Origin of the sequence: Sphingobium sp. IP1 (assembly GCF_002708645.1) — a bacterium.
Taxonomy (GTDB): Bacteria; Pseudomonadota; Alphaproteobacteria; order Sphingomonadales; family Sphingomonadaceae; genus Sphingobium; species Sphingobium yanoikuyae.
On record NZ_NOIW01000121.1, the window covers coordinates 1 to 14,751 of the forward strand.

The 14,751-nt window shown below is 63.9% G+C and carries 12 protein-coding genes and 1 tRNA gene; 11 read left to right on the forward strand and 2 right to left on the reverse strand.

The genetic code is table 11. From position 1 onward, the window contains the following. Positions 1-1,177, reverse strand: a 1,177-nt coding sequence (locus CG471_RS25535) for a diguanylate cyclase (RefSeq protein WP_143560276.1), incomplete at its 3' end; no start/stop codon positions are given. A 121-nt stretch (positions 1,178-1,298) separates the two neighbouring features. Between CG471_RS25535 and moaA the strand changes: the two genes are divergently transcribed. The 3 genes from moaA to CG471_RS25550 all read left to right on the forward strand — a co-directional run bounded on the left by moaA (position 1,299) and on the right by CG471_RS25550 (position 3,236). Continuing rightward, positions 1,299-2,312, forward strand: a complete 1,014-nt coding sequence (gene moaA, locus CG471_RS25540; RefSeq protein ID WP_099234193.1) for a GTP 3',8-cyclase MoaA — start codon at positions 1,299-1,301, stop codon at positions 2,310-2,312. Beyond that, entirely contained in the window at positions 2,309-3,085 is a 777-nt protein-coding gene (locus CG471_RS25545) for an NAD kinase (protein ID WP_004207502.1), read from the forward strand. Before moaA ends, CG471_RS25545 begins: the two co-directional genes overlap by 4 nt. A 76-nt stretch (positions 3,086-3,161) precedes the next feature. Beyond that, positions 3,162-3,236: transfer RNA gene (locus tag CG471_RS25550), tRNA-Asn, on the forward strand. A 103-nt stretch (positions 3,237-3,339) separates the two neighbouring features. Here the strand turns inward: CG471_RS25550 and CG471_RS25555 are convergent. After that, positions 3,340-5,460 (reverse strand): TonB-dependent siderophore receptor, encoded by a 2,121-nt coding sequence (locus tag CG471_RS25555; protein WP_099234194.1) that lies wholly within the window; start codon positions 5,458-5,460, stop codon positions 3,340-3,342. A gap of 494 nt (positions 5,461-5,954) precedes the next feature. Here CG471_RS25555 and CG471_RS25560 point away from each other — a divergent pair, with 494 nt between their 5' ends. From CG471_RS25560 to CG471_RS25595, 8 genes are all read left to right on the forward strand, one after another. After that, positions 5,955-7,520: a PepSY domain-containing protein gene (locus tag CG471_RS25560; RefSeq protein ID WP_099234195.1), complete on the forward strand. Its 1,566-nt coding sequence runs from the start codon at positions 5,955-5,957 to the stop codon at positions 7,518-7,520. Then, positions 7,517-7,807, forward strand: a complete 291-nt coding sequence (locus CG471_RS25565) for a DUF3325 domain-containing protein (RefSeq protein ID WP_099234196.1) — start codon at positions 7,517-7,519, stop codon at positions 7,805-7,807. Before CG471_RS25560 ends, CG471_RS25565 begins: the two co-directional genes overlap by 4 nt. Further along, positions 7,804-8,097: a hypothetical protein gene (locus tag CG471_RS25570; RefSeq protein ID WP_099234197.1), complete on the forward strand. Its 294-nt coding sequence runs from the start codon at positions 7,804-7,806 to the stop codon at positions 8,095-8,097. Before CG471_RS25565 ends, CG471_RS25570 begins: the two co-directional genes overlap by 4 nt. Positions 8,098-8,099: 2 nt before the next feature. Continuing rightward, positions 8,100-8,861: an energy transducer TonB gene (locus tag CG471_RS25575; protein WP_099234198.1), complete on the forward strand. Its 762-nt coding sequence runs from the start codon at positions 8,100-8,102 to the stop codon at positions 8,859-8,861. Continuing rightward, positions 8,858-10,912, forward strand: a complete 2,055-nt coding sequence (locus tag CG471_RS25580) for a TonB-dependent siderophore receptor (RefSeq protein ID WP_099234199.1) — start codon at positions 8,858-8,860, stop codon at positions 10,910-10,912. Before CG471_RS25575 ends, CG471_RS25580 begins: the two co-directional genes overlap by 4 nt. Continuing rightward, a complete protein-coding gene (locus CG471_RS25585; protein WP_257211686.1) occupies positions 10,909-11,271 on the forward strand; it encodes a hypothetical protein in 363 nt (120 codons plus the stop codon). The genes CG471_RS25580 and CG471_RS25585 overlap by 4 nt, the downstream gene beginning before the upstream one ends. Before the next feature lie 158 nt (positions 11,272-11,429). Continuing rightward, positions 11,430-13,571, forward strand: coding sequence for a TonB-dependent receptor (locus CG471_RS25590; protein ID WP_099234200.1), 2,142 nt, complete (start codon positions 11,430-11,432; stop codon positions 13,569-13,571). A gap of 114 nt (positions 13,572-13,685) precedes the next feature. After that, a partial coding sequence (locus CG471_RS25595) for an NtaA/DmoA family FMN-dependent monooxygenase (protein WP_099234201.1) occupies positions 13,686-14,751 on the forward strand: 1,066 nt, incomplete at its 3' end.

The window sequence follows — 14,751 nt, forward strand, 5'->3', positions numbered from 1 at the left end:
GTGCCGCCCCTGCCCGCCGCAGCAACTGTGTTGCGTCATCCTCCGCCCGCGCCTGCGCGATACCGCATCGCGCAATCAAACGGATCAGATGATCGCCCGCACTGAACGGCCGGCTGATCGCCTCGATCAACTGCCGCGCCAGATAGGTCGCCCGCTCCGCCGCCGCTGGCTCGCCGGTCAGGCCGACCAGAAATTCCGTGCCGGCGATCCGCGCGACCATCGCATGGCCCGCCACGCTGTCGACAATCTGTTCGATCCGCCGCGCGATCCGCCCCAGCAGTGCGTCACCCACCACCTGGCCATAGGCCGCATTCATGCGATCGAACTGGCTGATCGACAGCAGCACCACCGTCGTCGGTAGGCCCGACCGGCGATCAAGCCAGTCCAGCGCCGCCTGGCGCGAACGCAGCCCGGTCAGATTGTCGCGGCTCGCCACATCCTGGTCCTGCGCGTCGGACAGCCACTCCACATCGGCCGCCACCGTGCCGTCGACGAAGCGCAGATGATGCACCAGCCGATTGCCCGGCCGCCCCGGCACGGCATGGGCGAACGCCGCCGGACGGCCCGACTGCATCATCCCCTCCAAGGCATTCAACACCGCCTTGCGTTCGTTGCGCGCCAGCCGGTGGATCAAGATCGATGGCGTCGGCTGCCACGCCTCTATCCCCAGATTGCGGGCCAGGCTCTCGCTCAGCCGCAGCCCTGCGCCGTCACGATCCATCTCCCAGTACAGCGCGTCACCCCGGCGGATGCGCTGCGCCCGCTGGCTCTGCATCGCGCCACCGCCCAGCCGCTCGACCAGCCGCTGCGCCGATGCCAGTGTCGCCTGCAACAGGGGTTGCGTCACCGGTGCCACCAGAAAATGGGTCGCGCCGGCGTCGAACAATTGCGGCAGGGTCGCGATCGCCGCCGCATCGACCAGCACCACCAGCGCGCAGCCACCCGCATCCACAGCCGGCACCAAAGGCGCGATCAGCTTGGCCGCCGTCCCGCCGCGCATGTCGACCAGCGCGATCTGGGCATCGCTGCGCAGGAAACGTTGCGGCGCATCGGTCGCGCGGCGCGCACCGATCGCGCGCCAGCCCGCCTCCTGCGCGGCACGGCACAGGGGGTCGCGGTCGCCGGGCGACAGGATGAAGATGCTGCGCTGCCCGTCCGGGGCGGCCTGCCCGCTCACTCTTTTATCGACTCCCTGACAAGGCGCATGCCGCTCTTGTAACAGCAACCGGTTACCGACCTCTTCACCGCCCCGCAACCGGCCAGCTTGCGCCCGCCATGCCCATGGCCTAGCTAGGGGCATGGCCATGGTCGATCCTGCCGCAACTTCCATGACCGACGGCCTTGGCCGCCGGATCGATTATCTGCGGATTTCCGTTACGGATCGATGCGACCTGCGCTGCCGATACTGCATGGCGGAGCGGATGCAATTCCTGCCGAAAAATCAGGTTCTGACGCTGGAGGAAATCGCGCTTCTCGCCGATCTCTTCATCGCGCGCGGCGTGCGCCGCATCCGCCTGACCGGCGGCGAACCGCTGGTGCGCCGCGACATCATCGACCTGATCCGTCGAATCGGCCGCCATCTGGATGCCGGCCTTCAGGAACTGACGCTGACCACCAACGGCACGCGCCTGGCCGATCATGCAGAGGCGCTGCACGACGCCGGCGTCCGCCGCATCAATGTCAGCCTCGACAGCCTGCAGGCCGATCGCTTCGCCCATATCACCCGTGGCGGCGACCTGTCGGCCGTCCGGCACGGACTGGATGCCGCGCGCGCGGCGGGCCTTGCGGTCAAGATCAACATGGTCGCGCTCAAGGATATCAATGCCGACGAGATCCTGCCGATGCTGCGCTGGTGCGACAGCCAGGGCTTCGACCTGACCCTGATCGAGACCATGCCGCTGGGCGAAACCGGCGAGGATCGCACCGACCATTATCTGCCGCTGTCGCATGTCGCGCAGGAGATCGACGCCCATCATGCCCTCACCCCGATTGCGGCGCGCACGGGTGGCCCGGCGCGCTATCATGATGTCGAGGGGCTGGGCGTCCGCCTTGGCCTCATCACCCCGCTCACCCGCAATTTCTGCGCCGACTGCAATCGCATGCGCATGACCTGCGAGGGCAAGATCTACATGTGCCTGGGCCATGACGACCATGTCGATTTCAAGGCCGCGCTGCGCAGCGGCGGTCTCGCCGCAGTCGAGCCGCTGGTCGATCGCGCACTGCAGCGCAAGCCCGCCGCCCATGATTTCCGGATTGGCGCCGGCGCACCGACTGCCACCGTCAAAAGACATATGAGCGTCACCGGCGGATGAACAGCGAACCCCGGCGCGCCCTCGTCGCGTCCCCGACCCAGGCTGCACGGGCAGCGGAAGAGCGGTTGCGCGCCGCCTATGATTTCGTACCGCTGGAACAGGCGGACACGGTCATCGCGCTGGGCGGCGACGGCTTCATGCTGCAGACGCTGCACGCCATGCTGGAATCCCGCCGCATATTGCCGGTCTTTGGCATGAACCTCGGCACGGTCGGCTTCCTGATGAACGAATGGCGGCTGGAACGGCTGGAACAGCGGCTGGAGAAGGCCAAGAGCTTCAAGGTCAATCCGCTGCGCATGGTGGTCGATACGGTCGATGGCGAGCGTTTCTCCATCCCGGCGATCAACGAAGTCTCGCTGCTGCGCGAAACCCGCCAGACCGCCAAGCTGGAAGTGCAGGTCAATGATCGCCCCGTGCTGCCCGAACTGGTGTGCGACGGCGTGCTGGTCGCAACGCCCGCCGGGTCCACCGCCTATAATCTGTCCGCCCATGGCCCGATCCTGCCGCTGGGGTCCGCCCTGGTCGCCCTGACCCCGATCAGCCCGTTCCGGCCGCGCCGCTGGCGTGGCGCCATCCTGCCTGAAAATACCGCGATTCGCTTCACCGTGCTCGATCCGGTCAAGCGCCCGGTCAGTGCCGTCGCCGACCAGCGCGAAGTCCGTGACGTCGCCCAGGTGGAGGTCAAGATCGACCGCGCCACGCCGCTGACTTTGTTGTTCGACCCCGAACATACGCTGGACGACCGGATCGCGGCCGAACAATTCATCGCGTAATTTTCTGCAATTTCACGCTTGCCATTTGGGACAAGCCGCTGCATATGCGCGGCCTGCCCGGCGCAAGCAGGGCTGCTCCCCGATAGCTCAGCGGTAGAGCATTCGACTGTTAATCGAATGGCCGTAGGTTCGAATCCTACTCGGGGAGCCACTATTTCAGCCCTTGGCAAGGCCGGGCTGGCTCCAGACAATCCGAAATTCAGCGCATCGCACGATTGCGGCGCTCGCCAACCATGGCTGGCGAGCGCATGCCTTCAGATTCTGCCGCGCAGCGTCACCAGAATATTGCGCGGATCGCCATAGGCATCGGTCGAGCCCCAGCGGATATCATAGCCGATCGCCTTGTAATAATGCTTGTCGAACAGATTGTTGATGTTGGCCTGAAGATCGAACCGGTCGCTGATCTTGTATCCCAGCATCAGGTCGGCAACGGCATAGCCCCCCTGTTCGACGCGGAAGGCGACATTGTTGAAATTGGCGCCGTTATTGTCGTTGTATATGCGGCTCTGCCAGTTAAGTCCGGCGCCGACACGCAGCCGGTCGAGCTTCCCCGGCAGAGTGTAGAAGGTCGACAATTTAGCCATGTGGCGGGGCATGTCGGTGTCGAAATTCTTGCCGCCATTTTCGGGGTTGGTGTCCCGCACAAATTGAATGCTGGTATAGGTATAGCTGAGCGAAATGTTCCAGTCGGGCGTAATCGCGCCCTGAAGCTCGGCATCAATGCCCTTGCTGCGCACCAGGCCAGCAGCCGTCGAGCAACTGCTGGCCGGGAAGCTGGGACAACCGCTCTGATCGGTCGGCACAAATGCCCTATTCCGTTGGTCGATGCGGAAGAGCGCGATCGCCGCATTCAGCGCCCCGTCGAGATATTCGCCCTTGATACCCACCTCGTAATTCTGGCCGGTGATCGGCTTCAGGATCGTCTGGCTGTCGGCGTCTACGGCAAAGCCCCTGGCCGTCTGCGGCTGGAAAATGTCGGTGAAGCTGGCATAGAAAGAATGATGACGATCGATGTCCAGGATCGCGCCGGCGTAGACGGTCTTGTGGGCATCGACCTTGTAATCGCCGGTCGCAGCCGTGCGATTATCATAATCATACCAATCCAGCCGCCCGCCCAGGATGACCTTCATCCCATCGAACGGATTGAGCCGGGTCGAGGCATAGAGACCGCCCTGGGTGATGACGTTCCGGCTGTAGGTCGTCGGCACGAAATTGGGTCGAGCACCGCTGGCCGGGTCGAAATCGAACATGTCGACATTGCCAGCGAGCAGCCCGCCCCCGCTGTAATTTTGCGTGCCTGTCGAGGTCTCGCGTCGGCTGGCGCCGAATGTCAGATCATGGTCACGACCAAACAACGTGACCGGCCCGCTGGCATAGAGGTCGACACTGGCCTGATCCTCGTCATAGGCGGCCTGATAGGCGGAATGGGTGAGCGTCAGGTCGGGCCGGCGATAGACATAGGTGCCGGAGAACATGGCATCCTGCCACACCTTCATGCTCGCCAGCCGGACGCTCCAGTCGTGACCGAACCGATGGGTCAGTTCGCCAAAGACAGTGTTCGACTTCTGGCTTTTGCCTTCCCAGTCATAGCTGGGCCGGGTCGAGCGCGGCAGGTCGAAATGCGCGCCGGTAGCGCTGAGCGGCAAGCCGCCCCAGAAGCTATTGAAGAAATCATCCTGATGGGTGGCGCCCACCATCAGCGTCGTATCAGGACCGATATCATATTCGCCGATCGCATGGATCAGGCCGCGATGAATGACCTCGCCGTCGCGGAAACTGCTGCTGTCCTGATAGGAGCCGATAACCCGCACCCGCAGATTGCCGGCCTGATCGACACCGCCCGACATGTCGATCTGCCCGCGATAATTGTCCCAACTGCCGGCCGATCCTTCGAGATTGAGCTGAAAGTCGCGGGTCGGGCGCTTGCGCACCAGATTGATCGCCGCCGATGGATTGCCGCTGCCGGTTACAAGGCCCGTAGCGCCGCGCACCACCTCCACCCGGTCATAGATGGCCATATTGGCCTGACTGCCCACGACCCATCCCTGATAGCGGGACGGCAGGCCGTCATACATTATGTTGTCGATATCGAAACCGCGCGCGGTAAAGCTCGGGCGGCCGGGCCCGCTGGAATAGTTGAGGAAAAGGCCTGGCGTATTTTTCACCACGTCGGTGATGTTGGTCATCACCTGATCATCCAGTCGCTGGCGGGTGACGACGGTCACCGACTGCGGCGTCTCGCGGATCGACATGGGCAGCTTCGTCGCGGTCTTCATCGACCGGGTCGTGTAAGAGCCGGTCCCTTCGGTAGATGCGGGATCGCTGGTCAGGCCATCATCAACGGCCTCCCCTTCAACCCGGACCGACCCGAGCATGACAGCCTGACCATCCTGACTGGCTTGTTCCTGCCCAAACGCAGGCACCGCCGCGGCAACGATACCGCCCCCAGACAGCAACGCCCCCATCCATCTCATATGTCGCATACCAGCCCCTTTATTGCTATTGATTCGCATATGCGAATTAGGGGCTGTGATTTATGCTGTCCAGTACGGGGCATGTTGCGCGTTCGACAAGGACTATTTGCCGGACATAGCAGCCCTTACGACCACAAAAAATCAAATGTCTTGTTTTGCAAATAAATCTCATTTGCGTTAATGGCACCATCCCAACGCGACGAGGTGCCAAGCGAACCACTCGCCATGGGGTATGCAATTTGTAGGCAACGGGGCGGCTTTCCAATATTTCTCGACGTTTTTCTTTGGAAATCCAGTCACGCCAAACGTCAACCAAACAGGGCATTGATGGGCATTAGCGAACAGCGGGACATGCACGAACACAGGTCATCAGAGGTCGCCGGAGGCAAGACATCATGAAGGCATCGCTGCGCCAGACCATGTCGACGCTGCATACCTGGACCGGGCTGCTGCCTGGCTGGTTGCTGTTCGTCATCTTCCTGTTCGGCACGGTCGCCTTCTTCCAGCAGGAAATATCGCAATGGATGCGCCCCGAACTGACCCCCGCCCCGGTCAGTGATAAGGCAATCGACGCCGCCGACACGATCCTGCGCAAGGAAGGCGCAGGTGCAGACGACTGGACGCTCTCCCTTCCCGGTTCGCGCGGCGGCGACGGCTTCTCGATCAGTTGGACGCCGGCCGGCGGCGACCGCTCAAGTCAGCAGGAACGGACGCTCGATGCCACCAGCGGCACCCTGACCAGCGTGCGCGATACGCGCGGCGGCTTCTTCCTCTACCGCATGCATTTCGACCTTCATTATATGCCGGTCATGTGGGCGCGCCTGCTCGTCAGCCTGGCCGCGCTCGCCATGCTGGTCGCGATCCTGAGCGGCGTCGTCACCCACAAGAAGATCTTCACCGACTTCTTCCTGCTACGTTTCGGCAAGGGCCAGCGCTCCTGGCTCGACGCGCATAATGTCACCGCCGTCCTTGCCCTGCCCTTCTATCTGATGATCACCTATACCGGCCTTGTCACCCTGCTCTTCACCCTGATGCCCTGGGCAATCAGCGCCAATTTCCCGTCGACCGACGCCTATTATGAGGCGGCCTTCCCGTCCGGGCCAAAGAGCGAACCGAGCGAGGCGAAGGCCGACCTGCGCCCGATCCCCGAACTGCTGCAGCGTGCGCGTGCGCTGCGGCCCGGTTTCGAGCCCAGCTATGTCAGCATCAGCCATCCCGGCAATGCAGCCGCGATCGTCCGCATCTGGCCCCGTACCGAAACACTGGGTGGCCACCAGCCGATGCTCTACCTTAACGGCGCCACCGGCGAACCGCTGGCTGGCCCGCGCGCAGGCGGTGCGGCGACGGCGACCAAGGGGGTGATGGTCGACCTTCATGCCGGCCGCTATGCCAACCCGGCCTTGCGCTGGCTCTATTTCCTCTCCGGCGTGGGCGGCACGATCATGGTCGGCAGCGGGCTGGTGCTGTGGACGGTCAAGCGCCGCGCCAAGCTGCCCGATCCGGCCCGACCGCATTTCGGTTTCCGTCTGGTCGAACGGCTGAACATCGGCGTCATCGCCGGCGCATCGGCAGGGATCGCGGTCTATTTCCTCGCCAACCGGTTGCTCGATCCGACCATGGCCGGACGCGCCGATTGGGAGGTCAACGCTCTGTTCATCGCCTGGGGCGCGATTTTCATCTGGAGCCTGGGCCGGCCGGCACGGCGGGCCTGGGTCGAGACACTGACCGCCTGCGCCCTGCTCTATGCCGCCATTCCGCTGGTCAACGCCGCCACTACGCCCCGCGGCCTGCCTACCAGTATGATGGCGGGCGACGCTATCTTCATCCTGTTCGACCTGATGATGATCCTGACCGCCACCGGCTTCGCCTTTGCCGCCCACAAAGTGGCGACCCACCAGTCCAAGGCCAAGGCGCGCCGCACGCGCCAGCCCAAGCAAGATTTTCAGGAGGTGCCGGCATGACCCATGTCGCAACAGCCCTGCTGTCGCTCGGCGGCTTTGCGCTGCTGTTTCTGGCGATGGCGCGTCACCAACAGGACTGGCTTCGCCACAAGCTGCCCGACGCGCAATCGCGCCGGTTGCGCCGCGGCGGCTTTGCGCTGCTGAGCATTGCCTTCCTGATCGCAGGCCTTGGCCTTGGCTGGGGTTATGGCAGCGTCGCCTGGTTCGGCTGGCTGAGCGCCGGCGCCGTCACGATCGTGACGCTCAACTGCAATCGCGAGCGCATCCTCGCTCGGGTGCGGCCATGATCGGGTTCAGCTCCGTCGCCCGTGCCCGACTGGCCAATGCCGGGCGGGTCACGGCCTGCACGCTGGGCGCCTATGGCCTGACCGCGCTCGTCACTGCGGCCCTTTCCCGTCTGCTCGTGCGCCTTGGCATGGACGCTGTGGAGGCGGTCACCGGCGTTACCCTCGCCAGCTTTGCCTTGTTCGCAGTGATCGCGATGAGCGCCTTCCATGCGCGCAGTCCTGCGCGGGCTTGGGTCATCATGATCCTCCTCGCCTTGCCGCCCACCCTGCTGCTCGCGCTTTCGGAATAGACATGGCTTCGCTGCCTCTCGCCCGTGCGCCACTGACCGATCGCACGCCTTCACGCATCGAACCGGGTTGGAGCTATAGCCGCTACAGCGACCAGGCGATGCCGCTTCGCACGCGCCTGGCGGGCATGGGCGGCGTCGGGGCGATCGGACTGGCCGTCCTGGCGGTGAGCCTTGTCACCTGGCGCACCTATGTCGCGCCGAAATCGACGCCGACGCTGAGTGTCTTTGCCGTTGCTCCGCCGGCTGCGCCGCCGGAACCGGCACGCGAAGTGCCGCCGGGTCCCGAACAGGTGCAGAAGGAAAAATTGCAGCCCACGCCCCAGCAACCAATGCTGGAACCGCCCAAGATCTTCATTCCGAGCGCCAATATACTGCCAGCCGTGGCGGCCAAACCTGTTCCCGATCCCGGCCCCCCGATCAAGGAAAGCACCGCGCCGGAAAGCAGGCCAGCGCCACCGGCACCACAGATATCGACCGGCAAGCCAGCCTGGGAAGGGCTGGTGCTGGGCGCGCTCAACAAGGTGAAACGTTATCCCCGCGATGCCCATTTCGCGCGGCAACAGGGTGTTCCCTATATCCGTTTCATCATGGACCGGACCGGCAAGCTGTTGTCGGCACGGATCGAGCGTTCGTCCGGCGTGCGATCGCTCGATCAGGAAGCGCTTGCCTTGCCCAAGCGCGCGCAGCCGCTGCCCAAACCGCCCGAGGATGTGAAGGGCGACAGCATCGAACTGGTCGTGCCGGTAGAGTTTTTCCTGCGATGATGTTGTTTCATGCGCTGATGGCCGGCCTTGCCATGACGGCGGGCGCGATGGCGAGCGAACAGGAAGGGGCGCAGGACAATAGTCCGCCGGCTCATCCGCCAATCGTCCCGACCGGCCCTGATCCGGTTTATCCGGCCGATTTCTACGCGCCCTTCCAGCCCCAGACCGCTCTCGACATGCTGGAGCGCACACCCGGCTTCCTGCTGAGCGAGGGCAACAGCCTGCGCGGTTTTGGCGGCGCGGCCGGCAATGTGCTGATCGATGGCCAGCGACCGACGGTGAAGGCCGGTGGCATTACCGAGGTGCTGCGCCGGATCGGTGCCGCACGCGTCGAGCGGGTCGTGCTGTTGCGCGGGACCGACGCGGCCGAGGCACAGGGACAGACATTGGTGGCCAATGTCATCCTGCGCACCGATGGGAGCGGATCGGGCAATGCCTCGCTGAAGCTCAGCCATACCCGCGACGGCCGAATATCGCCCTCTGCCCAGATTAGCCATGCACGCAAGATTGCCGGCTGGCAGAGCAATGTGGAACTGTCGGTCGAGCAGGTCCGCTATCCGATCGACGGCATCTACCATATCAGCGACGGCAATGGCATGCCGACCGAGACCCGGCATGAGCGCATCATCGGCAAGGCGCCGGAGATCGGGCTTGCGGCATCGACATCCGGCACGCTGGCCGGTGGTACGCTGACGCTCAATCTGCGGCTCAATCGGGATGGCTATGAATCCGACCGGGCGATCATGATCACGCCGACTGACGGTGCAGCGACGATCGAGCGGACCATCGGCTATGACGAAAAGGGGCGCAGTGGCGAGTTGGGGCTCGACTGGACCCGCACCCTTGGCAAGGACTGGTCGGCAAAGCTGGTGGGGCTCGGTCGGGTCGAACGCCAGACCACCAACGAAGACTATGTCGAAGCTGGCTATCGCGGCGTTTCCGCGCTGGCGCAGAAGCCGTTGGAACTGGTCGGTCGTACGACGCTGACGCGGGGGGGCGACCATGTGCTCCGCCCCGAACTGGGGATGGAGATCGCCTATAACCGGCTCAACAGTGCCCTCGACTATGCGGAGGATAATGGCAGCGGCCTGACCCCGATCACCCTGGCAAATGCCAATAGCCGTGTATCCGAACTGCGGGGCGAGGCCTTTGCCAATGTCACGCTGCGCCTGGGCAAGCGATGGACGCTGGAAAGCGGCATGGCGTTCGAACTGTCGCGTATTCGCGTTGCGGGCGATGCCGCGAACGAGCAAAGCCTGTCCTACTGGAAACCGTTTGCCGCTCTGGTCTGGTCGCCGCGCGATACCAGCCAGTTGCGACTGGGCATCCGCCGCACCGTCGATCAACTCGACTTCGGCGATTTCGCTGCATCGGTAAATCAGGCCGACGGCCGGCCGCTTGGCGGCAATGCCCAGTTGCGCCCGGCCCGCGTCACTCGCGCGCTCGTCCGTGCCGATCATCGCTGGGGCAAGGGCGGCGCGCTGGCGGTCGAGGCTTATCATCAATGGCACCAGGGGATGCTCGGCTATCTCCTCCTCCCCACGGGCGACGAAGCGCTGGGGACGATCGGCAATGCCCGCCAATGGGGTATCAGCACCCAGGCGACCCTCCCGCTCGATGCCGCCCTGCGTGGCGCGCGGCTCACGCTCGACGGCACGCTACGGGGATCGCGCATGCGCGACCCTGTAACCGGAGACAGCAGGAAGATGGACGATATCGCGCCACGCAGCCTGAGCGCCGAGTTCCGCCACGACGTGCCGAAACTGCGTTCATCCTGGGGGATCAGCTATACCGCCGCCGAACAGGGCGATGTCTTCTACACCGGCGAGCGACTGACCTGGCGCGACGATGCCGCATTCGATGCCTATATCGAAACCACGGCGCTCGCCGGTTTCAAGGCCACGCTGCGGGCCAGCGCTCTCAACGGTCAGGATTATCATCGGCTGCGCCGTTTCTACAGCCCGAGCCGGGCAGGCAGCTATAGCGGGCAGGAACAGCGCAACCAGTGGGAGGGTGCAGTCGTCTCGCTGACACTGGCACGTGCGCTGTGAACCGCTCTACCCTTCCCCTCCACCGCCGCACGCGGACCGAGCGCCGGGTGCTCGCAATGCTGCGAGGCGAGGAGCAGCGGATCGGTCTCGCGGCCATCGACAGCTTCGCCCGCCTGCGCAGGATCGCCACCGAATGCGGCCTGCGTATCCAGCCGCCCGGCACCCGCTATGTCAGTGACGACGAACTGGTCCTGCTCGCCTCGTTAGCGGATGCGCAACGTCTCAACTCTGCCCCCACAATACCCCTGGACGAACGACTGACCGCCGATACCCGCGCATGCGCGGAACTGCTGATCCGGAATAATCTGCGGCTATCGCCCCTGACCCTTTATAGCGGACGTGGAGCACGTCGAAGCTGACCACAGCCGATGATCGGCGCGCCCATCTCTGCCGCGCAAATCTATGAGCCATTCTCCCGCCAGATTGCCCGAACTCATTTGCGCAAATTGTCTACAACTTTAGTTGACAGTTAACGCTGCACGCCTGGCTGCGGCGGATCAAGATTGAGTGGGGAACAATGAAAAAAGGGATTTTCCTGGCCGCTGGTTGCAGCGCGATCATGGCCGCGACAATGGCCGGATCGGCCTGGGCCCAGGCGCCCGCAGAGGATGGCGACGCTGGCGGCGGCATCATCGTCACCGCCGAGCGACGCGCTACGGATCTTCAGAAGACCGCGATCGCGATTTCCGCCTTCACGCCCGAGACGTTGGAGCAGCGTAACATCACCAATGTGCGCGACCTGGCCGGCCAGGTGCCCAACCTGTTCGTGGCGCGGACGTCGATCAGCCACACCACCCAGACCTTCTCGCTGCGCGGCGTGGGCGAATCCGACCCGATCCAGGAGCCGGTGCTCGCCATCTATGTCGATGACGTCTACATCCCCCGTCAGATCGCCTCGATGAGCGAATTTGTCGATCTGGAACGGATCGAGCTGCTGCGCGGGCCGCAGGGGACGCTCTATGGCCGCAACTCGTCGGCCGGTGCGCTGCGCATCATTACCCGCGCGCCCGACGAGACCACCCATGTCACCGCCGAACTGGGCTATGGCAGCTATAATGACGTACAGGGCCGAGCGCTGGTCAGCGGCAAGATCGCGGGCGACCTGTCGGGCAGCGTCGCCTGGATTCATCGCAGCCGCGACGGCGTCACCTATGATCCGACGCTGGGCCATGACGTCAACCGGATCGACCTCGACGCCTGGCGCGGCAAGCTGCGCTATACCGGCATCGCTAATCTCGACGCGCTGCTGACCGTCAATATCCTGCGCGATCGCAGCGATACGCGGTCCTATATTCCGGTCAACCAACCCGGCAGCTTCAGCCGCCGCCGATCCTATTCGGAGGTCGAACCGGACCAGCATCTCAATTCGCGCAGCGCGTCGCTGCGGCTGGTCTATGACCTCTCGCCCAGCCTGTCGATCAAGTCGATCAGCGCCTATACCGGCTTCAACCTCAACCCCGTCAATTACGAGAATGACGGCGAGGCCGCGCTGATCCAGAAGAACCTGATCCACTATAATGACCGGGCCTTCAGCCAGGAGGTGCAGCTGAACGGCGACTTTGGCGACCTCAGCTTCACCAGCGGCCTCTTCTACCTGCATGAACGCTTCTTCGTGGAGCGTGACGGCTTCAGCCGTACAGGCACCGCCGCGACCGCGCCGGTCAACCGGCTGCGCGCCCACAACATCACCTATACCGATGCCTATGCCATATTCGGCGAGGGCACCTGGAAGGCGAATGACATATTCAGCCTGACCGCCGGCCTGCGCGGCACGATCGAGAAGAAGCGCTTCGTCTTCGACAACAAGGTGATCGACGATGATCGCAATGTCGTGGCCCAGTCGATCGCCGGCGAGGCGGAAAAGACCTGGAAGGCGCTGACACCGAAATTGTCGGTGCAGGCGCAATGGACGCCCAATCTGCTCAATTACCTCACCTATTCGCGCGGGTTCAAATCCGGCGGGTTCGACAATCGCGCGACCCGGCTGGACCTCGCCACCCTGCCCTTCGATCCGGAAAAGGTCTCGACCTATGAAGGCGGCCTCAAGGCCACCCTGTTCGGCGGCGCGCTGCGCAGCAATCTCGCCATCTTCTACAATGATTACAAGGATCTCCAGGTATCCTTCTACGACCCTGCCTATGTCGGATCACGCCGCGGCAATGCCGGCAAGGCGCATAGCTGGGGCGTGGAGCTGGAAAATGACCTGCGCCTGTCGGATCGCTTCTCGCTTCAGGGGTCGGCTGGTTATCTCAAGGCCATTTATGACGATTATAAGGGTGCGGGCGGCAATGGCGTCGACGCCGATGGCAATCCGCTGCTGAACGCGCCCAAATGGTCCCTGTCGGGCGGCGCCAATTATGCGCTGCCGCTGGGCGCATCCGGCAGTATATTGCGCCTGTCGGCCAACGCCCAATATCAGAGCAGCTTCTATCAGAACGCCCTCGCCCGGCCGCAGGACGAAGTGCCGGGCCAGACCTTCATCAACGGCTCGATCACCTGGATATTGCCGGACGACCGTTTCCAGTTCGCCATCCAGGGCAAGAATATCCTGGGCGCGAACAAGCCGGTCAGTTCGACCTACATCCCTTCGACCGGGGTCTATTATAAAAATTATGCCGATCCCGCGACGGTGCTGCTGAGCGCCCGCTTCTCCTACTGACGCCTGCCCTATTGGTCCATTTCATATGCGCTTGAGGAGACCGCGTTGGTCGCGCGGGACAGTCGGGCATAGAGGAAATGGGCTCACCCTCCCCTCCAGCAGAAGGACAAGGCCATGGCCCGTTCTCCGCATATCAAGCTCGGCTTCATCCTGCATGGCGTCGGCCGCACCTGGCATGACTGGCGCCATCCCGATCGCGACGTGAATGCCAGCACCAGCCTTGCCCGCTATCAGGAACAGGCGGCGACCGCCGAACGCGGCAAGTTCGACTTCCTGTTCGTCGCCGACAGCCTGTCGATCACCGAACGATCCAGCCCTCATTATCTCAACCGGTTCGAGCCGATCACCATCCTGTCGGCCCTGGCGGCAACCACCAGCCGGATCGGCCTGGTCGGCACATTGACGGTCAGCTACTCCGAACCCTTCAACGTCGCCCGCCAATTCGCCTCGCTCGATCACCTCAGCGGCGGGCGCGCAGGCTGGAATGTCGTCACCTCCTGGCTGGGCGATACCGCCGCCAATTTCAGCAAGAGCGAACATCCCACCCATGCCGTGCGCTATCGCATTGCCGCCGAATATCTCGATGTGGTCCAGGGCCTGTGGGACAGTTGGGAAGATGGCGCCCATGTCGCCGACAAAGACAGCGGCCAGTTCGTCGATCCCGATCGGCTGCATGCGCTCGACCATAAGGGCGAATTTTTCCAAGTGCGCGGCCCGCTCAACATCAAGCGCACGCCGCAGGGCCAGCCGGTCATCTTCCAGGCCGGTGCATCCGACGATGGCCGCAACTTCGCCGCGCGACGGGCCGAGGTAATCTTCACCCATGCCGAGACGATCGAGGCGGGCCAGGCCTATTATGCCGATGTGAAGGCGCGGGCGAAGGGCTTTGGCCGGGATGCCGACCAGCTGTTCATCCTGCCGGGCATCGCCGCGATCGTTGGCGACAGCGATGAGGAGGCCGAGGCGCGCTACCGCGAACTCGCCGCGCTGGAGTCGATCGACACCGGCCTTGGCTTCCTGTCGCGCACTTTCAACGACCATGATTTCCGCCAATATGATCTGGACGCGCCCTTCCCCGATGTCGCGCATCTGGGCCTCAACAGCCAGCAGAGCGGGACGCTGCGCATCCTGGCCGAGGTCGAGGCGGAGGGCCTGACCCTGCGCCAGGTGGCCGAACGGC